This is a genomic window from Armatimonadota bacterium (assembly GCA_017993055.1).
GTDB lineage: Bacteria > Armatimonadota > UBA5829 > DTJY01 > DTJY01 > JAGONM01.
Genome location: JAGONM010000040.1, coordinates 1 through 22960, shown reverse-complemented (window position 1 = coordinate 22960; position 22960 = coordinate 1). Strand labels below are relative to the sequence as shown.

Below are 22960 nucleotides of genomic sequence, written 5' to 3'. Positions count from 1 at the left end.
AAGGGGGCATTGAGGCCGCATGGCACGACGAAACGACATTCACAAGGTCTTGGTAATCGGTTCCGGTCCGATCGTGATCGGTCAGGCGTGCGAGTTTGACTACTCGGGTACACAGGCGTGCAAGGCACTCAGAGAGGCCGGCTACCAGATTGTGCTGGTGAACTCCAATCCGGCCACCATCATGACCGATCCGGGCATGGCGGATTCCACCTACCTCGAACCACTCACGGTCGAGAGCCTGGAGAAGGTGATCGCCAAGGAGCGGCCAGACGCGGTTCTGCCGAACCTGGGTGGGCAGACCGGCCTGAACCTGACCGCCGATCTCTACAAGAAGGGCATCCTGGACAAGTACGGGGTCAAGGTCATCGGCGTGCAGGCTGACGCCATTGAGCGAGGCGAGGATCGAATTGCGTTCAAGGATACGATGAATGCGATTGGCGTCGAGATGCCGATCAGTCAACCCGCCCTGAGCGTCCAGGAGGCTGAGAAGATCGCCCAGGAGATCGGATATCCAGTAGTCGTCAGACCCGCCTACACCCTCGGCGGTACCGGTGGTGGTTTCTGCTGGAACGTCGAGGAACTCCGAATCATCGCCGCCAGGGGGATCGCGGCCAGCCTGGTCGGCCAGATACTGATCGAGGAGTCGGTTCTCGGCTGGGAAGAGCTGGAACTCGAAGTCGTGCGTGACTCAAAGAACCAGATGATCACCGTCTGCTTCATCGAAAATGTCGATGCCATGGGCGTTCACACGGGAGACAGCTACTGCGTCGCTCCGATGCTGACCGTGCCGACGGGCCTTCAGAAGCGGCTGCAGGACATCTCCTACCGGATCGTCGAGTCCATCGGCGTGATAGGCGGCACAAACGTCCAGTTTGCCCATGATCCGAAAACCGACAGGATCGTAGTCATCGAGATCAACCCTCGTACGTCCCGGTCGTCCGCGCTCGCTTCGAAAGCGACCGGATTTCCGATCGCCCTGATCTCATCGAAGCTGGCCGCAGGTATGACGCTGGACGAAATCCCCTACTGGCGTGATGGCACGCTCGAGAAGTACACACCATCGGGAGACTACGTCGTCGTCAAGTTCGCGCGATGGGCGTTCGAGAAGTTCCCCGGCTCGATAGACAAGCTCGGCACCCAGATGCGCGCCGTCGGCGAGGTCATGAGCATCGGCAAGAACTACAAGGAAGCGTTCCAGAAGTCGATCCGGTCGCTGGAGATCAAGAGATACGGACTGGGCTTCGCGAGGAACTTCAACCAGCTCCCGGTCGAAGAGCTCCGGAAATTCCTTGCTGAGCCGTCTTCGGAGCGCCAGTTCATCATGTACGAGGCATTGCGCAAAGGCGTCTCCGTGGAGGAACTTCACCAGATTACCTACATCGGCAGATGGTTCATCCAGCAGATGAAAGAACTTGTCGAACTGGAGGAGCAGATTCTCGAGTACAAGGGTCGGGAGTTGCCCGACGCACTCCTGATCCAGGCGAAGAAGGATGGGTTCGCGGACAAGTACCTGGCGCAGATTCTTGAGGTGCCAGAAGAGAGCATTCGCTCGGGGAGAGCTAGACTCGGCGTCGAGGAAGCATGGGAAGCAGTACCGGTCAGCGGGGCGGATGCCGCCTACTATTTCTCGACCTACAACGCGACCGACAGCGTGTCGGTCTCGCCCAACAAGAAGATCATGATCCTCGGCGGCGGCCCGAACCGCATCGGTCAGGGCATAGAGTTTGACTACACGTGCGTTCATGCGGCCTTTGCGCTGAGAGACCTGGGTCTCGAGTCAATCATGGTCAACTGCAATCCCGAAACGGTTTCCACCGACTACGACACTTCGGACAAGCTCTACTTCGAACCGCTGACCGTCGAAGACGTGCTGAGCATCTATAGGAAAGAGCAACCGGAGGGGGTCATCGTGCAGTTCGGCGGCCAGACTCCGCTGAACATTGCGGCCGAACTCGAGGAATGCGGCGTGAAAATACTGGGCACCTCCCCCAGGAGTATAGACCTTGCGGAGGATCGAGAGCGCTTTGCCGAGATGATGAAAGAGATCGGCATACCGATGCCGGAGCACGGCATGGCCAGCACACTCGATGAGGCGCTGAAGGTCGCGGCACGGATCGGCTACCCATTGATGGTTCGTCCGTCCTACGTGCTGGGCGGCCGCGGCATGGAGGTGGTCTATGACGAGGAGATGCTGACAAGATACGTCAACGCGGCGGTCGAGATATCGCCCGAGAGGCCGATTCTGATCGATAAGTTCCTCGACAACGCCATCGAGGCCGAGGCGGACGCCATCTCCGACGGTCAGGAAGCGTTCGTGCCGTCGATAATGGAGCATATCGAACTGGCAGGAATCCATTCCGGTGACAGCGCCTGTGCTATCCCGCCGGTGACGATCCCGCAGAAGCACCTCGACACGATCGTCGAGTATACCCGGCGGATAGCCGTCGAGCTTGGCGTCGTCGGGCTGATGAACATGCAGTATGCTATCGCGAACGACGTAGTGTACGTGCTGGAAGCCAATCCTCGCGCATCTCGCACTGTTCCGCTGGTTTCGAAGGTGACCGGCGTCTCAATGGCGCGTATTGCCACCAATGTCATGCTGGGCGCGAGACTGAGCGAACTCAATCTAAACGGCAGGGAGTATCCGCACTTCGGCGTCAAAGAGTCGGTCTTTCCGTTCAGTATGTTCCCGGAGGTCGATCCGCTTCTCGGACCTGAGATGCGCTCGACCGGAGAGGTCATCGGCATCGCAGACAACTTCGGTCTCGCGTTCTACAAGTCACAGACGGCAGCCGGGCTCAGTCTGCCCACGGAGGGAACCGTCCTGGTGACTGTGGCCGGGCATGACAAGCAGGCCATCGTTCCGACGATCCGCAAACTGGCGGACATGGGCTTCCAGATCTTGGCGACCGCGGGAACGGCCAGGTTGTTGGCGGAAAACGGCATCACCGCTGCGCCGATCAAGAAGATGTACGAGGGTCGCCCAAACATCGCCGATGCCCTCAGCAACGGGGAGATTCAACTGCTGATCAACACGCCTGCCGGCAAAGAGAGCGTCACGGACGACAGCTACCTGCGCAAGGCCGCGATCAAGCACAGAGTGCCCTACGTCACGACGGCGGCGGCAGCGGCCGCAGCCGCCCAGGGAATACAGGCTGCCCGCGAACAGACCGGCAGCGTAAGGTCCCTACAGGAGTACCATCGGGACATCAGAGTATCATCGGGCGACTGATGGTCTGGAATGGGCCGTGAAGGCGTGCATGAGGTAGAACCAGGAAACGCGGTCAGAGTCGATTGCCCTGGGTCATTCGCAATGTTGCACAGCGCAGGTCAAGGACAACAGGAGCAATATGCCGCGACGCAAGGACATCAGGAAGGTAATGGTCATCGGTTCGGGGCCGATCATCATCGGTCAGGCCGCGGAGTTCGACTACGCCGGCACACAGGCCTGCCGGGCTCTGCGAGAGGAGGGAATCGAGGTCGTCCTGATCAACTCCAACCCGGCGACGATCATGACCGACACCGAGATCGCCGACAAGGTCTACATCGAACCGCTCAACGTCGAGTTCGCCAGTCGCGTAATCGAGCAGGAGCGCCCGGACGGGCTGCTGCCGACCCTCGGAGGTCAGACCGGCCTCAACCTGGCGACCGAACTTGCGACCAGCGGCGTGCTCGAACGCTACGGCGTCGAGATGCTCGGCACTCCGCTCTCCGCCATACAGAAGGCGGAGGACCGTGAGTTCTTCCGCACACTCATGAACGACATCGGCGAGCCCGTGCCCGAGAGCTGGATCATCGAGACCGAGGAGCAGCTCAAGGAGGTCGCGGCGATTGGGCTATACCCGCTGATCGTGCGCCCGGCATATACGCTTGGCGGCACAGGGGGTGGAATCGCGCATGACGAGCACGAGTTGATGGAGATTGGCGTCCGTGGCTTGAAGCTCTCGATGCGTCACCAGATCCTGGTCGAGTTGTGCCTTCTCGGCTGGAAGGAAATCGAGTACGAGGTGATGCGCGACGGCGCGGACAACTGCATCACCATCTGCAACATGGAGAACTTCGACCCGATGGGCGTCCACACCGGCGATTCGATCGTCATCGCGCCGAGCCAGACGCTCTCGGACAAAGAGTACCAGATGCTCCGGACCGCCTCCCTAAAGATCATCCGCGCGCTCGGAATCGAGGGCGGCTGCAACGTCCAACTTGCTCTCGATCCGAACAGCTTCGACTATTACGTCATCGAGGTGAACCCCAGGGTCAGCCGCTCCTCGGCGCTGGCGTCCAAGGCCACCGGATACCCGATTGCCCGGGTCTCCGCCAAGATCGCGGTCGGCCTTACGCTTGATGAGATCCCGAATGCCGTCACGAAGAAGACGCTGGCGTGCTTTGAGCCGGCGCTCGACTACTGCGTCATCAAGATCCCGCGCTGGCCGTTCGACAAGTTCAAGGTCGCCGACCGCACGATCGGCACTCAGATGAAGGCGACCGGCGAGGTCATGTCGATCGATCGCAGCTTCGAGTCGGCGCTCATGAAGGCGGTCCGCTCGATGGAAGTCGGCATCTACGGATTGCGGCACAAGAATGCCAACGCCTGGACTCCGATGGAGATCGAGGAGAAGATCGCCAATCCGAACGACGAGCGCCTGTTCGTGATCGCAGAGGCATTCCGGCGAGGATGGATGATCGAGGAGATCGTCGACCTCTCGGCGATTGACTCATGGTTCCTCCACGGCATCAAGAGGCTGGTCGATACTGAATCCAGAATCCGGGATGCCGGCGCCGATCTCCGCGAGCTTGCGGAGAGTCCCGGCGTTTCGAGGATGAAGCAGAATCGGACGGTCAAGCTGCTCAAGGAAGCCAAGGAACTCGGCTTCCCCGACAGGGTGATCGCTGAGTTGTCGGGCACGGACGAGGACAAGATCCGCGAGTTCCGCAAGGCGCTTGGAATCGTGCCGACCTACAAGATGGTAGACACCTGCGCCGCCGAGTTCGAAGCCCAGACCCCGTATTTCTACTCCACCTATGAGGACGAAGACGAGGCCGAGCACTTCGTTCCATACGAGTCAGGCGTCAGTAGCCAGGACTTGGAGTACGTAAGCCGTAACCCCGAATCCCGCAAGAAAGCCATCGTCATCGGCTCCGGGCCGATCCGGATAGGGCAGGGGATCGAATTCGACTACTGTAGCGTGCACTCCGTCTGGGCGCTCAGACAGGCGGGCTACGAGTCGATCATCATCAACAACAACCCTGAGACCGTCAGCACCGACTTCGATACTTCGGATAAGCTCTACTTCGAGCCGCTGACCCCCGAGGACGTGCTCAACATCATAGACATTGAGCGGCCGGAGGGTGTCATCGTCCAGTTCGGCGGCCAGACGGCGATCAATCTCGCCAAGCCGCTCCATGATGCGGGAGTCAAGATTCTTGGCACGTCGTGCGACTCGATCGATGAGGCCGAAGACAGAGACAGGTTTGAGGTTCTGCTCCGCAAGCTCGACATCCCGAAGCCTGCGGGCCGAGCGGTCACCACGGCAGAGGACGCCATCAGGGTCGCCGAAGATATCGGCTACCCTGTCCTCGTTCGCCCGTCATATGTTCTGGGCGGCCGCGCGATGGAGATCATCAACAGCACCGAGGACCTGCGCAACTACATGGAGTATGTAGTCGAAGTATCGCCGAGAGCTCCGATACTCGTGGACAAGTACATACTCGGAAGAGAGGCTGAGGTTGACGTCATCTCAGACGGTGTCGACTGCCTGCTCCCGGGTATCATGGAGCACATCGAGCGGGCGGGTGTCCATTCCGGTGACAGCATGGCGGTCTACCCACCTCAGTCGCTGAGCAAGAGCGTCGTCGACCAGATGGTGCGCCATGCGATCGCGCTGTCCAGGGCGCTCGAGGTCAAGGGCGTCATGAACATACAGTACGTCATCGAGAACGACACGGCCTACATCCTGGAGGTCAACCCTCGATCCAGTCGCACCGTGCCGTACCTCTCGAAGGTCACGGGCATCCCGATGATCAACGTCGCTACTCGCCTGATGCTCGGCGACACCCTCAAGAATCAGGGCTACGAGGGCGGGCTCTACCCCGACCGGAAGAACATCGCTGTCAAGGCGCCGGTCTTCTCGTTCGCGAAGCTCGTGCAAGTGGATATCGGTCTCGGCCCGGAGATGAAGTCGACCGGCGAGGTCATGGGCGTCAACGGCAGCTTCTACAGCGCGCTCTACAAGGCGCTCGTCGCAAGCGGCGTCGACGTCCCGAGCCAGGGTTCGTTGATCGCCACAATAGCCGATCAGGACAAGGCCGAGGCGCTGCCGATAATCCGCCGATTCGCGCGGCTCGGCTTCGAGATCTACGCTACCGCCGGCACGGCCGAGTTCCTGAACGAGAAGGGCTGCGAGGCGAACGAGGTGAAAAAGATAGGTGAGGGGTCGCCGAACTTGCTGGACCTGGTGCGCAGTGGGGAAATCGACCTGCTGATCAACACGATATCCAGGGACAAGAAGATCGAGATTGAGGGTGCGATGATCCGGCGGGCGTCGGTCGAGCACGGCATACCGTGCCTGACGTCGCTCGACACTGCGAAGGCGCTCCTTCTCGCGCTGGCGTCGAAGAAGGAAGGACAGACGTTTGACTGCCTCACCATTGACCAATACCTGCGGGCAGAGCACTAACATCCTGCAGCGGAAGTGCCGGATCGTCGAGCACGACGAGATCGGCCAGCACAGCCGACAACTCGTTCTCGACGCGCCTGAGATTGCGTCTCTGGCGGTTCCCGGGCAGTTCGCGCATGTGCTATGTGGTGACAGCCATGATCCGCTCCTTCGCAGACCGTTCAGCATTCACTACGCCGACCGCGAGTCCGGCCAGGTTTCGATCGTCTATGAGATCAGGGGCAGGGGAACGGCCCTGCTCGCCCGGCGGAATGTCGGAGAGGTACTGGACGTTCTTGGACCGCTTGGGAATGGTTTCACTCTGCCCGAGTCGGTGGATGCCCCCGTCCTGCTCGTGGGCGGCGGTTGTGGCGCCGCGCCCCTCTACTTCCTGGGCTTGGCCATCGAAGAGAAGTTCTGCCCGGAGTGCATGACCTTCATGATGGGGGCGGCCACGGCTGACAGGCATGTCTGCTTCGATGAGTTCTATCATTTCTGCCAGGACGGCCAGGATCGCTACTGCATCTCAACGGACGATGGCTCATGCGGTGATAAGGGATTTGTGACCGATCTGCTCGTACAGCACCTGCAGTCGGCTGACAAAGCCAGGCCCTCTATGATCTACGCCTGCGGGCCGATGCCGATGCTCAAAGCCGTTTCGAGGATCGCAGTGGACCAGGATATCCCATGCCAGGTCTCCGTCGAAGCGAAGATGGCCTGCGGAGTCGGCGCGTGCCTGAGCTGCGTGATCAAGGTCCGCGACGGCGACTCGTTCAAGTATGTCCGCTCGTGCCACGAAGGCCCGGTCTTAGATGCCGGAGAGGTGATCTGGGATGAGTAAGCTCGCGACCACAATCGCCGGCATAGAGCTGAAGAACCCCGTCATGGTCGCGTCCGGGACCTTCGGCTACGGCAAGGAGTATCTGGGCCTCATCGACCTCAACCGGCTTGGTGCTGTCGTGACCAAGGGCACATCCATTGATCCGTGGCCTGGAAACCCGCCGGACCGCATCGCCGAGGCCCCCGCCGGAATGTTGAACGCCATCGGCCTCCAGAATGACGGCATCGAGAGCCTGCTCAACGACAAGCTCCCATGGCTGGGGCAGTTCGACACTGCGGTGATCGTCAACGTCGTGGGAAAGACGGTCGATGAATATGCCGAGGTCGCGCGCCGGCTGGACGATGTCGAGGGCGTCGACGGCTTGGAGATCAATGTCTCGTGCCCGAACGTCAAGGAGGGTGGTATCGCGTTCGGCACGGACTGCAGATCGCTCGATACGGTGATCAGCGCGGTCCGGAAGGCGACGAAGCTTCCTCTGATCCCGAAGCTCTCGCCGAACGTGACCGATATCGTGCTTATGGCGAAGGTCTGCATTGACTGCGGCGCGGACGCCCTCTCGCTCATCAATACGCTGCTCGGGACCTCGATCGACGCCGAGACTCGGAAGTTCAGGCTGGCGAACATCACTGGCGGGCTCTCCGGCCCGGCTATCAAGCCGGTCGCGCTTCGGATGGTCTGGCAGGTCGCGCAGGCCGTCGAAGTGCCGGTGATCGGCATTGGTGGTATAATGACTGCGGACGATGCGCTGGAGTTCCTGCTGGCTGGTGCGGATGCCGTCCAGATCGGGACGGCGAACTTCGTGAATCCGAACACTGCGGCCGAGATCATTGACGGACTCGAATTGTACCTCGACTGCCACGGGTTCGACAGCATAAGCGAGATCGTCGGAGCAGTGAGGGTCTAGATCACAGGAGTGCGGAGAGGGCGACTTGCTGGATCACCGGGGGGCCGTTGCCCCATGCTCCGGCCTTCCATCTTCCTTCCGCGTCTCTCTGTTCTCAATAACGAGGAGGTTGCCATGGCGGCGAAGGAAAAGATCATCCTGGCGCTCGACGTGTCGAGCGAGGATCAGGCGCTGGAGTTGGTCAGGGAACTGAAGGACTCGGTCGGGGCCTTCAAGGTCGGCCTGGAGCTCTTTAACTCGACCGGACCGCGTGTCTTCGAGGCTCTGCGCGACGCAGGCGCCGAGCGCATCTTCTACGACGGTAAGTTCCACGATATCCCGAACACTGTTGCAGGTGCGGCGAGGGCGGCCGCCCGGATGGGACTCTGGATGTTCAATGTGCATGCCTCCGGCGGCTCGGCGATGCTGAAGGCCGCGGCTGAGGCCGCAGCCGACGAAGCAGACAGACAGGGCATCGAACCCCCCATTGCCGTTGGAGTCACCGTTCTCACGAGCATCAGCGAGCACATGCTTCATGACGAGCTTGGTGTCCCCGCGCTGATGGAGAATCAGGTCACGCGGCTTGCGAGGCTTGCCCAGAGTTCGGGTCTCCGGGGAGTCGTCTGCTCTCCGCGCGAGATTGTCCCCGTCAAGTCCGCCTGCGGTTCGAGTTTTATCGTCGTCACGCCCGGAATCAGGCCCGACTGGGCAGCTGCGCATGATCAACGGCGCATCATGACACCTGCTCAGGCGATCTGCCTGGGCGTAGACTACCTGGTCATCGGGAGAGCCATCACCGACGCGGACGACAGGAGCGAGGCTGCTCGTAGGATCCTCGAGGAGATTGGAGGATAGGTAGATCGCGAGGAAAAAACTTCCGCGATTTGTGCACACACGCCTAGGAGCGTGCGTCTAACACTTCTGAAGGGTGCGAAGCTCGCGGCTCAGATATTCTGGGTTCGGGGGGAAGGCGGGTTCGCACCTTTCTTGCGTCCGGGCCTTCCGTTCCACCCCATCAGACTGTTACCCATGATCACTTGGCCGAATGACGAGCACGACTAGCGGTGAAAGCGGAAGCACGGCCTGCAAATGAGGAGGGGATGGGCAGGGGGCACGTCTACCCATCCCCGATTGTGCCTGCGGAAGGAGTGGACCGACAGGCATTTCTTACCGGACCGAGACCCCTTTTGTGGGATAGGGACAGTCGGGGTCGGAGTCTCAAGTCCCTCGAACCGAATCTGGTATTCCTCCTTTCGGATATCGCGTCCGCGCCCGCCCGATGCGGGGCGTATGTCATTCACTCTCGCCTAGTCGAGAGCCCGAATCGTGGTCACCTTCTCCAGCCTGACCTCTTCGGTATCGCCGATGATGTACGCACCGTAGAGGGGAACGAACTGCAGGTCTTCCACCTGCAGGACCTTGTTGTGTTCCTGACCGAGTCGGTCCGTCCAACTCACCCAGCAGTTCTTCCCAACGTACTGTTTCGCCTCAGGTATCGTCATCTCTGATCCCTCCTCCAGGGTTGGGGCGGCCCGGCTGTTCGGCGCCGGAAACGAAGAAAAGCCAGGCCGCCTCTCAGATTGCAGTCGCCGGCGCACGCGAAACTCATTTCACTGCGCTTCGCCCTGTAGAACGTACGCCTACACTGGCGACTGGTGTCCTTCGGCAGCCTGGCTGTCATGCCAGCAACCAGCTTCGCCTTCCGGAGTCCCCGACTCTTATCTCCGCCGGGGGGTCTCACAGCTCGGCTCGCGGCCTGCTGGGTTAGATCCATGGCTTTGCGTCGCCGCCTTTCGGCGGCTTTGCCTTTGTCGTTCCCACGCTATTCAGTTTGCGCTTACTCGCTATTCTCTTTTCGCTGACACTAAGGTTATGCCACGCACGCGCAGACATGTTGCCGTAAGGAATACCTGTTTTGGATGAGGGGTGAAACGAATGACTCGAGGCACAGCAAAAAGGCCTCCGCGCTATAGGAACGCGAAGGCCTCGGAGGATGCTCTGTCAGCCGAAACTAGAAATCGAACTCGTCAACGTTGTCCTTAGTGATGATCGCGCCCGGCATCAGGACCAGGCCGTCCGGGCGAACTTCCAGCTTACCGATGCCTTCTATCTCCATGCCGTTCTTCGGCTTCTTGCCGTCGAGGTAGTCGTTCACGAGTTTCGCGGTGACGTAGGTCAGCTTGGCTGGATCCCACAGGATCAGGCCGTTCACGATATCCTGCTTCAGGTATTCCTTGTTCTCGCTGGGCAGAGACAGGCCCCATATCTTGACCTTGCCTTCCTTGCCGGTCTGGATGAGCGCCCGCGCGGAGCCGGGGACGCCGGGGCTGTTGACCGCCGCGAATGCCGCAAGGTCAGGATGCCTCTGCAGGACGGTTATCGCTCCCGCGATCGCCTTCTGTTGGTCGTCGTCGTTGTAGATATAGGGCTCCACCAGCGTGATGCCTGGGTACTTCTTCGCGCCCTTCACAACTCCGTCAACGTGCAACTTGAGGTTCAGCGCGTTCGGGCTGCCGGTCATGACCGCGACCTTGCCCTTGCCGCTGATCTCCTTGGCGATCTTGTCTATGATCTGTTCCCCTATGCCGACGTCATCCGCGGCCGCAACGTAGAAGATCCTCTCGCTATCCGGCGCATCTGAGTCCCAAGTGAAGACCTTGATACCCTTCTGCATCGCCTTCTTGATGACCGGTATCACCGCTTTGTCGTCGTTCGGCGAAATCACGATAGCATCCACCCCCGCGCTGATCTGGTCCTCGATGATCGTGATCTGCTGGACTGTGTCTCCGCCGGTCTGCGGACCGAGGAACACCGCCTCGATCCCGAGTTCGTCCACGGCCTGCTTCATGCCGCGCTCCATAGCATTGGTGTAGGGTATGCCCCTTAGCTTCATCACGAATGCGATCTTGCGCTTCTCTGCGGCGCCCTGGCCGGTGTCGGCGCCGATCGGCGCGGCGGCCTTCCTGCCGCAGCCCGTCAAAAGCATTCCCGCGAGTACGAGTATTGCTGCTGTGGCGATTATGGTACGAGTGTATGGTTTCAAGTCGTCAGTGCCTCCTGTTGCGGATTGGAGTCTATGGGTGGCCGGGTATGCTCTGCGGCCTCGTTTCCCGTCTCTTCCTGAGCGCTTGCCGAAGATTGTCGGCCAGCACCGACAGTATAAGCGCAACGCCGAGGAATAGCACCTGCCAGTTGTCCGGCACGCCGATCAGGTTCAGCCCGTTTCGGAGGATTGCCATCACGGCCACGCCGATGATCGTTCCAACGATGCTACCTTCGCCGCCCTTGAGGCTGCTTCCTCCCAGCACGACGGCGGTGATCGCCTCGAACTCGAATCCGTTGCCCGCGTCCGGCACCGCCGAGGCGAGTCGGGCTGCCATCATGATACCCGCCAGTCCGCACAGCAGGCCAGTGCCGCCGTATGCGAACATCTTCAGCCGAAACGTATCCATGCCCGACAGGCGCGTTGCCTCCTCACTTGAGCCGACGGCGTATATGCCTCTGCCCAGAGGAGTCCGACGGAGTACGATGACCCCGATGATGACTATCAGTAGCGCGATCGGCGCGGACAGCGGCATCGAGCCGATAGAGGTCTGACCGAGTCCGACGAATGCATCCGGGAACCCCGAATGGGAGAACCCCTGCGTGAGGGCGAGCGCCAACCCCCGTGCGGCGCTCATCATCGCGAGGGTCACGACGATCGGCTGGACCTTCAGCTTCGTAATGAACACGCCGTTGATCAGGCCGCATGCGAGTCCGGTCATCGTCGCCAGGATGCACGAGGCCCAGATGTTCAGTCCCAGCCTGAGTGCGAAGATGCCGAGCATCACTGACGAGAGACCGACGATCGAGCCGACCGATATGTCTATGCCGCCGGTGATAATGATCATCGTCAGGCCGACCGACACGACCGCCAGTTCCGAGTACTGCCGGGCAACGTTGAAGAGGTTGTCCGGCGAGGCGAAGTTCGGCGTTCTCAGCGCGAAGACAGCAAACACCGCTGCGAAGAGTGCGAAAACGACCGATTCCTTCGATCTCAATACTGCCCGCATGGTCCGCTACTGCTTACTCCTGAATCGGTCCATCATCACTGCGGCCAGAATCACTATTCCGATGATGAACTGGTGCCAGAACTTCGATATCCCCAGAAGGTTCAATGCGTTGTACAGCAGAGACATTATGCCGGCGCCGATGATCGTTCCAGGCACGGAGCCGAGTCCGCCGTTGATGCTCGTCCCGCCGATGACCACCGCCGCGATCACGCCCAACTCGTATCCCTTCGCCATGTTCGACTGAACGGAACTCCAAGACGACATCATTATCATGCCTGAGAGCGCCGCCAGCACGCCGTTCAGCGTGTAGATCATCAACTTGACGCGGTTGACGCGTATCCCCGAGAGCCGAACGGACTCCTCGTTGCCGCCGATCGCATAGATATGCCTTCCGAGTCGGACTCTGGACAGAAACAGACTGAAGCCGAGCGCGACGACCCCAAGGATGATCACCGGTGTCCATCGTACCCCCACGAAGGCGAAATCCGGCGGCAGCGGTCCGATGTAGTTCCCTCCGGTATACAGGTAGACCGACGCGCGGAGAATCCCCATCATGCCGAGCGTGGTGATGATCGGCGGCACGCGCAGCCATGCGATGAGGGCTCCGTTAGTGTATCCGCACGCCGCGCCCACCGCCAGTCCGGCAGGGACCGACGCCCACATGTTGAGGCCGCCCATCATGAGTGTTCCGGTGACGGCGGCCGAGAGGGCGAGCACCGAAGCAACCGAGAGATCTATCCCCGCCGTGAGGATTACCATCGTCATACCGACAGCCATGATGCCGGTTATCGCCACATCCTGTCCGATGGCGAACAGGTTGTCTCTGGAGCCGAAGTTTGGAGCGTAGACGAACATAGCGCCGATGAGCACGGTGAGGAAGGCGAGCGCGGGAAGCTCTCGCGCCCTCAGAAAAGAGCCCACTGCGCCTCTCGGATTTGTGGGTATGGGGGTGCCGGTGACCGGTTCAACCAACGTTCGATGTCGTCTCCACAGGATATGCGTCAATGGTATCAGTTTCGACGGCCGCGCGCAAGTCGCTTGATCGTGTCGTGGGAAAGGGGGCGAATGGTTGAACCGTGGCGCGGATGGGTATACTAGACCGAAAAGCGTACAGCGCGCTGCCCGTGGCTCTTGATCTCAACGACTCCTGCCGCCTTCTCGGGTAGTTATCCGCATTCGTATCATAGGAGTATCGCTATGAGGCTGACTAGAGATGCCTATGCGCGCGAGGTCTGGAAGGTCATCGAGACCTTGAATGAAGGAGAGCAGCCTCTCGTCTGTCCGCACGAGGGCTGCGAGAAGCCGCTTGACGTTTCCGCGCCGAGCCTGCATACCGGAACCACCGTCAGTTGCCCGGAGCACGGGGTCATATTCAGAGAATAAGGGGAGGCTCTCGTCTCCCCTCAAACATTTCCTGCACAGATTGTATCGGCGCCCTGTGGGCCGGTGGACTACCTGCCGATCGCTTCTCTCACCTTCTTGCCGGGGCGGTAGGTGCACGCTCTGGTCTCCGCAATTCTGATTCGCTCTCCGGTTCGTGGGTTTCTGCCCATTCTCGCGGCGCGAGTTCGCACCTCGAACGTGCCGAATCTGGTAATCGCCACCGGTTCATTGCGCCCCAGCGCTTCTGTCATGGTATCGAAGACGGCGTCAACTACGATGCCTGCCTTGGTCTTCTTCAGGCCTGTCGTCCTCGCTACTGCACTGATCAACTCCGGTTTGGTCATCGTTCTTCACCCCCTCTCTAGTGCCAGAGTTATCGTGTTGCATGGATGACTCTATCCGAACGCGGCTTTCGACCGTTGCTGACGGTCACTCCCCGCCGGTTGCGAGCCACATGATCTTCTCCTGGGTCGCCTCGTCTCGCGATAACTCCCCGGCAATTCGGCCGTCGTGCATCACGAGTATTCGGTCGCTCATGCCGAGGACCTCCGGCAGTTCCGAGGATATCATGATGATCGCAGCGCCGGTCGCGGCCAGTCGGTTCATGAGTTGATATATCTCCACCTTGGAGCCGACGTCAATCCCGCGCGTCGGTTCGTCGAAGATCAGCACCCGCGATTCCGTGAAGAGCCACTTCGCGAGCACGACCTTCTGCTGGTTACCGCCGCTGAGGTTCTGAACCTGCTGCTCTGACGAAGGCGTCTTTATCATCAGGTCCTCGATGAACCGGGTCGCCGCGCGCTTCTCCTCGCGCTGGTTCACGAATCCGAGTCTCGTCACCGCATCGAGGTTCGCGAGCGTGATGTTCTCACGTATGACCATGCCGAGTATGAGACCGAGGGACTTGCGGTCCTCCGTGACGAGGCCGATGCCAAGCTTGATCGCGTCCTTCGGCGAGCGGATGTTGACAGCCTTGCCGTCTAGGACGACCTCCCCTGAGTCTATCGGGTCGGCGCCGAAGATCGCCCGGGCGAGCTCGGTTCGGCCGGCGCCGACCAGCCCCGCGATCCCGAGCACCTCTCCTTTTCGAGCCTTGAGGTTGATGTTCTCCAGTGCTCCCCTGCGGCTCAGCCCCCTGACCTCGAGCATTGCCCCGCCGATCTCACAAGACTGCTTGGGGATTTTCTCCTTCAGTTCGCGGCCGACCATCATGCGGATCATCTCGTCCTTGTCCAGATCGGATACGTCCTTCGTGCCGACGTATCGTCCGTCGCGCAGAACGGTCACCCGGTCGGCTATCTGGAAAATCTCCTCCAGCCGATGCGAGATGTAGACTATGCTGACGCCCTTCGCCTTGAGCGAGCGCATGAGCTCGAAGAGGCTATCGAGTTCGTGCTCGGTCAGCGTCGCCGATGGTTCGTCCATTGCGATGATCGTCGCGTTGCGCGATGTCGCCTTGGCGATCTCCACCATCTGTTGCTGGGCGACCGACAGGCGGTTGACGGGGGTGCGGACGTTCAGCTTCACGCCCAAGTGGTCAATAACTGCCTGCGCCTCGGAGTACATCGTGCCGAAGTCCACGAAGCCCGGAATGGAGGCACCCGGCTCGCGCCCGAGGAAGATGTTCTCCGCCGCGTTAAGGTAGGGGACAAGGTTGAACTCCTGGTAAATGATGCTTATGCCGAGTTCCATAGCCTTCTGCGGCGATGTGATGTGCGCGGGGACGCCGTCGATGAGAATCTGTCCGCTGTCCATCGGCTGCGCACCGGCCAGTATCTTCATCAGCGTGGACTTTCCCGCCCCGTTCTCGCCGAGGAGTGCGTGGACCTCGCCTCTGCGCACCTCGAAGTCCACGCCGTCCAGAGCACGTACTCCGGGGTATGTCTTCGTGATGCTCGTCATTTGCAGTGCCGAAGCGGTTTCTGTCTGGATCGCCATCTCGATCATCTCCTGTAGAGGAGTGATTTCCCGTACCGAATCTACTTCGTACTCTCCGCAGGTGCGGTCTGCTGCTTCGATGATTGCGGCTCTTCCTGCCTCGTGGCATCCCCGGACGGGGTGCTCTGAAGCTTGTCGAGCTGTGTCTTGAAGAACTCGTTTTCCGGGTTCGTCTCCAACAGCTTCTTATATACCTCTATGGCCTTGTCCTTCTGGTCCTGTTTTTCGTAGATTGCGGCCATTCGGTAGTTCAGCCCCGTGTCGTCCGGAGAATCCTTCAGCAGAATCTGATACTCGATCAGCGCATCGTCGTAGCGCTCGATCTGCTCGAGGTACTGCGCGAGAGAACGGTGAATCGTCACGTCGTCCGGCTTCTTCTCCATAAGGCTCCTGTAGTATGCGATCGCCTCGTCCTGCTTGCCGGCGTCGTTGTAGGCGGTGATCAGCATCTGCTTAGCGCTCGCGAGGTCCGGGTTTCTCTCCGCTACGTCTTTGAAGTAGGCTATCGCCTCGTCGAGCCTCCCTGTGTCTTTGTACGCCCTTTCGAGTGCCATCATCGCGGCCGAGTTCTTCGGCTCCTTTTCGATCATTGCCTTGACGTATTCCTCGCCTTCGGCCTGCCTGTCCAGCTTCCGATACATGTCGAGAATCTTGCCGATCGCCGGCGCATGTTGCGGGTTTATGGCAATCAACTGCTTGTACCCGTCGAGCGCCTCCTGGTGATTGCCCATGTCCGCGTGAATGTCGGCTATCGCGTTGATTGCCGAGAAGTCGCCCGGGTTCTGGGCCAGCACTGTCTCGTACTCCTTGAGCGCGTCGACCGGACGGTCCATCCTCTTCAGCGCAGCTGCCAGTGCGTGTCTCGCCGTCAAGTCGTTCGGGTTGGCGCCGAGCAGTTTTCTGTACTCGAGCAGCGCAAAGTTCTTCTTATCCATCTTCTCGAGCAGGCGCCCGATGTTCGTCAGGAGGTAGACCTGATCGGGAGCCACGGTCTGGAGCCTCTTGTAGGTCGCGATGGCCTCCTCCAGCTTGTCCTGTCTCTCGTAGATGCCGGCGATTCCGGTGTATGCCTGGGCGCTCTTCGGGTTAGCCTTGATCAGGGCCTCATACTCATTGATCGCTTCGGTATCTTTGTTCCCTTCCTCGTACAGCTTGGCCGTGGCGATGTAGGCATCTTCAGCAGATGGGTCAATCTGCTTCACCTGCAGGTAATATCCCAGGGCCTTCTCCGTGTCGCCCATCTCATGGGCGAGCGTCGCCGCGCTGACCAGGGTGTTAGTGTTCTTCGGGTCAATCTTGAGCATCGCTTCCAACTCGGCGGTTGCCTCCGCGAACTTGCGCTCCTTGCGCAGGAGTTCGAGAATGTGCGAATGGGCCGTCAGGTTTCCGGGGTCTACCTTCAGATGCTCTCGGTATGTCTCAATGGCCATGTCGGCCTTGTTCTGCGACTGATAGATCATCGCGAGCCGGGTGCGCGAGTCCAGATCCTTCGGGTTCTTCTCCAGGATGTCCCGGTACAGGGCGACGGCCTCGTCCTTCTTGCCCTGCTGATCGTAGAGAAGCGCCAGGCCGGAGATCGCCGTCTTGTTCTCGGGTTCGAAACTGAGGGCCTTCTTGTACCAGGTTTCGGCCTCGTCGAACTTCTTGAGGTAGGTCTTTGCCACAGCGACGTTCACCATGGCCTCGATGCTCTTCGGGTTTATCGAGAGCGCCTTCCCGAACTGCTGCTCAGCCTCGGCGTACTGTCGCAGTTGGAAGTAGCATTGTCCGGCGTTCATGTGGATGCCGGCGTTACCTGGGGAGAGCTTCGCAGCCCTGGCGTATGCTTCCACGGCCTTCCCAAGCTGGCCCGCCTGTTGGTAGGCGACGGCCAGTGCCGTGACATACTGCGGGTTGTTCGGGTCGATGTCGGCCGCCTTCTTGAAGTTGGATGCGGCGTTACCAATGTCTTTCATTTTTGCGTAGCACGAACCCATTGCGAAGTGCGACTGGGCATGCTTCGGATCGAGCCGCAGCACCTGCTGGAAGGCAGCTATGGCCTCTTTGAAGTTCCCGGCGCTCGCGCGCACAGAGCCTAGGTTATACCAAGCCTGAAGGTTCTTGGGATCGGCCTTGGTAGCCGCCGCGAACTCCGTGCCCGCCGCGCTGAAGTTCTTCTCGGAAGCGTATATCATGCCCAGTTGCAGGCGTGCCATGGTCAGCTTGGGGTCGAGCGCGACGACCTTTTTCAGGCTCGTCTTGACGTCCGCCGGACGGTTCAACTGCGCGTAGATACCCGCCGCCATCATGTGGAACTGGGCCTCCTTTGGTCGCAGCTTTATCGCCGCTTGGATGTGGCCCAGGGCGGACTTGGGGTCTTCGACGTTCGCGTACAGCTTAGCGAGGTTCACGTGGGCGGCGAGGTTCTTAGGGTCTTTGGATAGGACGATCTTGAACTGGGCGATTGCCTCCTTTGCCTTGCCTGCCCTCATGAACTGCGCGGCCTTCTGCAGATCAGCCTGGACCGCCAACGCCTGCATCTGCTGAGCGGTCGGTCTCGGCTGTGGCGAAGGTCGTGTCTGCTGGCCCTGAGGCCTTGTCAGGATGTCGGCAACGCCCTGCGCCGAACACGTCTGGGACGTGCAGAGGATAATCGCGGCCAACACTAGCGGGATAAAGCGTTTCATTTCGTCTGGACTCCTGGTTAACCGGCGCGCGCATCGGATACTTGGCGGTTTGCATACGATAAGATTTTAGACCAGCGAGGCTTCGAAAGTCAAGGAACTCGAGGCGAGGCGCATAAAAGAACAGCCGCTCCTCAGAGCGGCTGTTCTTGTAGTCCTGATGAAGCACGATTCGGGTATTTCCTAGAATCTGCGGCGCAACACCAGCGCTCCGACTCCGGTGAGTCCCACGATCAGGGCACTCAGCCCGGCCGGTTCGGGGATCACGGTCAGTTCAAAAGCCATGTCGTTATCATACAGATTGTTCTGAATCTGCAGCCACCCGGACTGCCGGAAGTCCTGCACAGCGGGACTCAGATTGTGATCGCTCGACTCGTGCCAACCCCACTGCTCGTTGTTTGAGGTCGTCACGGCCTCGATGGAGAGCCAGTAGGTTGCCCCGGTGACCAACTGCGGAAGGGTCTGGGAACTGAGGTCAGCATAGTACGAATAGACCTGCCGTCCCTCCCCGGTTGCCCCGGCGTATGTCTCCGCGACGTTGGCGAAAGGTATAGGGGCGCTCCACAACTGACTGCCGGGACGCGCATACGGATAGGCGCCTCCGGGAGCCGCGTTTGACCAGATGGAGATCACAAAGCTCTGTATGGTCGCCGGAGTAAGAACGGAGGGACGCCCATCGGCGTACGGCCCATAGTTTCCGGGCGAAGTCGGGGTCCAGTATCCGCCCCACCAGCGCAACCCAACCGCTTGAAGCGCGGGCCATCCGAAGTCATCGGCAACAATCGATGGGACCTTCGTCTCGGAAGAAAACTGGAAGCCGCGAACCATGTCTGGCTGCTGCGACCATACTACCTGTGTGCTCGGAATGGCCGTTGCGTTTGTGCAGATGAGGGCCAGCAACGCCAGAGAGGCAAGGCTCACCGCAAGAACCTTCTTCATTCTACTGCTCCTTTCGACAACATCCTGTGTCGGCGGAAACCGGCATCTGAGATAGGCATAAGTAGGTTGCCCGCGTGCGCCGATCGGCGTGTGCAACGCGTCCAGAACGACCGACGCAAGGCCGAACCTGGTAATTGTACTTGCACAAACCGTGCCAAAACGCCCAAAACGCGGAAAAAACTTCCGCGTTTTGTTGGGCGTCGCCGGATTCAGGAGCAACATCTGAATACTGTGCGGTGATTGATGGATGCGGTTCAACTGATAGACAAACTCAGCAGCGAAATGTCAACCAGGCATTTGACCCGACGAAAAAAACCGGCCGGGCTTGAGCCCGACCGGTTTCTCAGAGTTTCTATTCGATAGACTCGCTCAGTTGATCTGAACGGGTGCGGGGATGATCAACTCGAGTTCGTTCACGTAGCTCGTGAACCAGTATCCATGCCAAGGCTCGAGCATGCCGTACTCCGCCCAGTCTTCATCCGTGCCGATGGTAGACAGGCCCTGCCAGACGGCGTCCCAGCCGTAGAGTAGACTGGAGACCCATCCCGCGTTGCGGGCCTCCGCAAGCGAGCGTTCCTTCGGCTCGGGGGCGTTAGGATTGTACACACGCAGGTTGTCCACTGGCTGCGGACTCTGGAACGGGTATCCGATCATCGTCATGGCGCCGGCCGGATTCGCCAGTGTCTGGGGCAGCTTGATGTGCCTGTCGTTCGTCATCGCCTTGCCGCTGAACTTGACCGTCTGCCCCGGTTCGAGGTAGAGCCAGTAACCCTCGTCCGCGCTGATCTGCCCGAATGCGTCCGGAGTGGCCATGCTCAGCGTCTTGGTGACCTGGTTCTCCTTGTTCCACCCGATGAGCCTATCATTCACGTTCAGGCCGCGGAAGACGACCATCGGCGTGGTATTGGCCGGTTCGATCGGCAGGGAGACGAAGTTCCAGCCGGGTGAGAGTACCCCCGAGGGAGCGGTCAACTGCAGCGGGGCGACAAGCTCCGGTACAGTGACCAACTCATATCCCAGGCCCCTGAGGCCGTCTATGACTCCCGCTGCTGCTCCCTCAGTGTTGGCCAGGGTGCAGTGGAACAGCGCGACGTTGCCGTTCTGGGCCCCGCTCAGCATGGTGTTGATGATCGCCTGAGAGCTTGCGCCGCCGACGTCTCCGCTGTCAATGGTCCAGTGAGCGTGATGGAAGCCAAGGTTGCCCGTGACATCAATCACGTGGCTGTCAATTGAACCGTAAGGTGCGCGCCACCACTGCCTGGTCTTGTGGCCTGTGAGCCCGTAGATTATGTCGTCCGTCGTGTTCAACTGGCGTTCCATCTCCTCATCAGTGATGTGCGTAAACGCCGGGTGGTCAATGCTGTGGTTGCCGACAAGATGACCCTCGGCGCCTATCCGCTTCATGAGGGCCGGCTGGGTCTGCGCAACATAGCCGGTTATGTAGAAATTGCTGTAGCATTCCTTCTGCTTCAACGTATCGAGCAGCGCGGCGCGAATTCCGGCTGTTCCCGCGTCAAACGTGAGGGCGATCTGCGGGCGATTCTCATTGCCCCGCTGGATGTTACTGTAGACATTTCCGGGCGTAAGCGCCCAGTCCTCGTTCGAGTAGCTCGAGTCCCGCGTCGCGTCGTAGGCCCTCACCCGGTAGTAGTAGTTGATCCCCGGGTTGACGCTCGTGTCGCTAAACGCTGAGACATCCGCCTCGACTCTTGCGATCTGGACGAACGGGCCCGCCGCTCCCTGGAAGCGCTCGATCTTGTAACCGAACTCCTCGTCGGATACGTCGGTCCAGGTCAGGTCAATCCTGGTGCCGGTCACCGGTTCCGCCACAAGGCCGAGCGGAGCGGCGAGACCGGGCATCAGTACCCCGACCGACGGGGTGAACTGCGAATCGCCCGCCTGCTGATATGCACAGACGCGGTAGAAATACGTCTGACCCGATATGAGCCCGGAATCCTGATACGTCGCTACGTCGGCGGCCGTCTTGCCGATCTGCACGAAGTTGCCCATGGCGCCCGACCTCCGCTCGATGTGGAAGCCGAACTCGTCGTCCGAGTTGTCTGTCCACGTCAGCGTGGTCGTCGTATCGCCGGTGGCTGTGACTACCAGGTCGCTCGGGGCGTTCGCCGCGGGCGGCGTCGAAGTGATGTTGCCGTAGAGCGTTCCGCCGATGGACTGGACTACCACGCTTCCGTCGGCGGCGATCGCCGGCGATCCGTAGATTCCGCTCGCGCTGGCGGAGGTCAGGAATTGCCATTTCTTCGTCCCATCCGGATTGAACGCGTATACGAAACCATCCATCACCCCGATGACTACTGTACCGTCGGCGTTCACAGCCGGCGAGGATCGGATGTCATATGCGGTCTGGTACTCCCAGACGATCTCACCGTTCGGGTCAATCGCGAAGAGCGCTCCACCCCCCATTGACGCCGAGGCGCCGTTGGAGCCGATATAGAGCATGCCGTTCGGAGCCACGGCCACCGATGATGATGTACTCGCAGGGATGAGCGGAACCGTTGTCTGCCACGCCATTGTGCCGTCCGCGGTGTTCACCGCGTGCAGGTAGGCATCGCACGACCCTACGTATACCCTGGTGCCGTCCGGGCTCAGGGCGGGCGAACTCTGGATGGTGTAGCCTGTTGGGTAGACCCACTTGACGGTACCATCGGGATTGACCGCCGACAGGTTGAAACCTCCGCCGATATACACCACGCCGTCCGCGCCTATGCAGGGCGATCCCATGTGCACTGCGCCAACCGACCTGAACCACTTTCGCGTCCCGTCCGGGTTCATCGCGTACAGGTTGCCGTTTCTGCTGCCGATGTAGATCGTGCCGTCAGCCCCTATCGTCGGCGATCCGGAAATCTCGGACGTACCGGTCAGGTTGCCGGAGTTCCACTTCTGAGTGCCGTTCGGGTTGACGGCGTAGACCCTGCCGTTCGTTCCTCCGATGTATATTGTGCCATCATCGGCGATGGCAGGAGTAGATCGGGTTGCTCCCGTGCCCGCGGCGAAGCTCCACTTGATCGTTCCATCAGGGTTGACGGCTCTCAGGTTGCCCGAGGCTCCTCCTATGTAGATCGTTCCGTCTGCGGCAATCGCCGGAGACGAGAGACCGCCGCCGGTTGCGCTGGACCAGGGCATCCCGCTGGCAATAGGGTCCTGATACTGGCTGGTCGCCGTGTGCCGCGCGTCATGTCGGAACATCGGCCATGGCGAGTTCATCGGTCCGGCCGCCCAGGCGAAACTGCTTGCCGCTGTCGCCAGCAGGCACGCGATCGCCAGGACGTGATAGAGCCGGGGAGTGTTCTGCTTCGTCACTGTTGTTGCTCCCTTCAGAGTCAGTTATCTGGGTATGCAGTAGCTAGCCGGGGGGTATGCGAAACTCAGGCAGAGGCTTGCCGAAGCTCCGGGCCGTCAAATTGTTCAAATATTGTACGTCTTTCCGGGCTCTTTGTCAAGAACCGGCTTCGATTGAAGTGGCGTAAGCTTTGAGTGTGTAGATTTGCGAAGATGCTCCCCGTTTCGTAGACTTGATTTGGTCACGAATCAAGCGAGCGAAACGGAGGAGCATCGATGAGCAGTATAACCCTAAGAGAAGTATT

General features: G+C 60.1%; 15 protein-coding genes and 1 riboswitch. Of the genes, 6 read left to right on the top strand and 9 right to left on the bottom strand.

Going from position 1 to position 22960, the window contains the following annotated elements:
* Positions 1 to 19 precede the first annotated feature (19 nt).
* From carB (KBC96_13125) to pyrF, 5 genes are all read left to right on the top strand, one after another.
* Positions 20 to 3232 (top strand): carbamoyl-phosphate synthase large subunit, encoded by a 3213-nt coding sequence (carB, locus tag KBC96_13125; protein MBP6965336.1) that lies wholly within the window; start codon positions 20 to 22, stop codon positions 3230 to 3232.
* Between the two features lie 118 nt (positions 3233 to 3350).
* Positions 3351 to 6677, top strand: a complete 3327-nt coding sequence (gene carB, locus KBC96_13120) for a carbamoyl-phosphate synthase large subunit (GenBank protein ID MBP6965335.1) — start codon at positions 3351 to 3353, stop codon at positions 6675 to 6677.
* Positions 6634 to 7497, top strand: coding sequence for a dihydroorotate dehydrogenase electron transfer subunit (locus tag KBC96_13115; GenBank protein ID MBP6965334.1), 864 nt, complete (start codon positions 6634 to 6636; stop codon positions 7495 to 7497). Before carB (KBC96_13120) ends, KBC96_13115 begins: the two co-directional genes overlap by 44 nt.
* On the top strand, positions 7490 to 8401 hold the full coding sequence (locus KBC96_13110) for a dihydroorotate dehydrogenase (protein MBP6965333.1): 912 nt from the start codon (positions 7490 to 7492) through the stop codon (positions 8399 to 8401). Before KBC96_13115 ends, KBC96_13110 begins: the two co-directional genes overlap by 8 nt.
* A 114-nt stretch (positions 8402 to 8515) precedes the next feature.
* Positions 8516 to 9235, top strand: a complete 720-nt coding sequence (gene pyrF, locus KBC96_13105) for an orotidine-5'-phosphate decarboxylase (protein ID MBP6965332.1) — start codon at positions 8516 to 8518, stop codon at positions 9233 to 9235.
* 452 nt (positions 9236 to 9687) lie between these two features.
* Here pyrF and KBC96_13100 read toward each other — a convergent pair whose 3' ends face one another.
* The 4 genes from KBC96_13100 to KBC96_13085 all read right to left on the bottom strand — a co-directional run bounded on the left by KBC96_13100 (position 9688) and on the right by KBC96_13085 (position 13353).
* Positions 9688 to 9882, bottom strand: coding sequence for a hypothetical protein (locus KBC96_13100; GenBank protein ID MBP6965331.1), 195 nt, complete (start codon positions 9880 to 9882; stop codon positions 9688 to 9690).
* 159 nt (positions 9883 to 10041) lie between these two features.
* Positions 10042 to 10197, bottom strand: a riboswitch (cyclic di-GMP riboswitch).
* A gap of 194 nt (positions 10198 to 10391) precedes the next feature.
* Positions 10392 to 11423: an autoinducer 2 ABC transporter substrate-binding protein gene (locus KBC96_13095; protein ID MBP6965330.1), complete on the bottom strand. Its 1032-nt coding sequence runs from the start codon at positions 11421 to 11423 to the stop codon at positions 10392 to 10394.
* A 31-nt stretch (positions 11424 to 11454) separates the two neighbouring features.
* The gene (locus KBC96_13090) at positions 11455 to 12432 is read right to left on the bottom strand and encodes an ABC transporter permease (GenBank protein MBP6965329.1); all 978 of its coding nucleotides are present in this window, start codon (positions 12430 to 12432) and stop codon (positions 11455 to 11457) included.
* A 6-nt stretch (positions 12433 to 12438) separates the two neighbouring features.
* Positions 12439 to 13353 carry an ABC transporter permease gene (locus KBC96_13085; GenBank protein ID MBP6965328.1) on the bottom strand — a complete coding sequence of 305 codons (915 nt, stop codon included), beginning with the start codon at positions 13351 to 13353 and terminating at the stop codon, positions 12439 to 12441.
* Positions 13354 to 13629: 276 nt separating this feature from the next.
* Here KBC96_13085 and KBC96_13080 point away from each other — a divergent pair, with 276 nt between their 5' ends.
* Positions 13630 to 13815 carry a hypothetical protein gene (locus KBC96_13080; GenBank protein MBP6965327.1) on the top strand — a complete coding sequence of 62 codons (186 nt, stop codon included), beginning with the start codon at positions 13630 to 13632 and terminating at the stop codon, positions 13813 to 13815.
* 68 nt (positions 13816 to 13883) lie between these two features.
* Here KBC96_13080 and KBC96_13075 read toward each other — a convergent pair whose 3' ends face one another.
* From KBC96_13075 to KBC96_13055, 5 genes are all read right to left on the bottom strand, one after another.
* On the bottom strand, positions 13884 to 14159 hold the full coding sequence (locus tag KBC96_13075) for an HU family DNA-binding protein (protein MBP6965326.1): 276 nt from the start codon (positions 14157 to 14159) through the stop codon (positions 13884 to 13886).
* Between the two features lie 85 nt (positions 14160 to 14244).
* Positions 14245 to 15753 (bottom strand): sugar ABC transporter ATP-binding protein, encoded by a 1509-nt coding sequence (locus tag KBC96_13070; protein ID MBP6965325.1) that lies wholly within the window; start codon positions 15751 to 15753, stop codon positions 14245 to 14247.
* Positions 15754 to 15794: 41 nt separating this feature from the next.
* Positions 15795 to 18419 carry a tetratricopeptide repeat protein gene (locus KBC96_13065; protein MBP6965324.1) on the bottom strand — a complete coding sequence of 875 codons (2625 nt, stop codon included), beginning with the start codon at positions 18417 to 18419 and terminating at the stop codon, positions 15795 to 15797.
* Between the two features lie 180 nt (positions 18420 to 18599).
* Complete coding sequence (locus tag KBC96_13060) at positions 18600 to 19355, bottom strand: hypothetical protein (protein ID MBP6965323.1); 756 nt, start codon at positions 19353 to 19355, stop codon at positions 18600 to 18602.
* Between the two features lie 369 nt (positions 19356 to 19724).
* Positions 19725 to 22676: a PQQ-binding-like beta-propeller repeat protein gene (locus tag KBC96_13055; protein MBP6965322.1), complete on the bottom strand. Its 2952-nt coding sequence runs from the start codon at positions 22674 to 22676 to the stop codon at positions 19725 to 19727.
* Positions 22677 to 22960: the final 284 nt, after the last annotated feature.

What these genes read in the sequence shown, in the direction of transcription:
- KBC96_13070 (MBP6965325.1), bottom strand. Translation starts at nt 15,753, where the DNA reads ATGGCGATCCAGACAGAAACCGCTTCGGCACTGCAAATGACGAGCATC.
- KBC96_13100 (MBP6965331.1), bottom strand. Translation starts at nt 9,882, where the DNA reads ATGACGATACCTGAGGCGAAACAGTACGTTGGGAAGAACTGCTGGGTG.
- KBC96_13080 (MBP6965327.1), top strand. Translation starts at nt 13,630, where the DNA reads ATGAGGCTGACTAGAGATGCCTATGCGCGCGAGGTCTGGAAGGTCATC.
- KBC96_13075 (MBP6965326.1), bottom strand. Translation starts at nt 14,159, where the DNA reads ATGACCAAACCGGAGTTGATCAGTGCAGTAGCGAGGACGACAGGCCTG.
- carB (MBP6965336.1), top strand. Translation starts at nt 20, where the DNA reads ATGGCACGACGAAACGACATTCACAAGGTCTTGGTAATCGGTTCCGGT.
- KBC96_13060 (MBP6965323.1), bottom strand. Translation starts at nt 19,355, where the DNA reads ATGAAGAAGGTTCTTGCGGTGAGCCTTGCCTCTCTGGCGTTGCTGGCC.
- carB (MBP6965335.1), top strand. Translation starts at nt 3,351, where the DNA reads ATGCCGCGACGCAAGGACATCAGGAAGGTAATGGTCATCGGTTCGGGG.
- pyrF (MBP6965332.1), top strand. Translation starts at nt 8,516, where the DNA reads ATGGCGGCGAAGGAAAAGATCATCCTGGCGCTCGACGTGTCGAGCGAG.
- KBC96_13090 (MBP6965329.1), bottom strand. Translation starts at nt 12,432, where the DNA reads ATGCGGGCAGTATTGAGATCGAAGGAATCGGTCGTTTTCGCACTCTTC.
- KBC96_13110 (MBP6965333.1), top strand. Translation starts at nt 7,490, where the DNA reads ATGAGTAAGCTCGCGACCACAATCGCCGGCATAGAGCTGAAGAACCCC.
- KBC96_13065 (MBP6965324.1), bottom strand. Translation starts at nt 18,419, where the DNA reads ATGAAACGCTTTATCCCGCTAGTGTTGGCCGCGATTATCCTCTGCACG.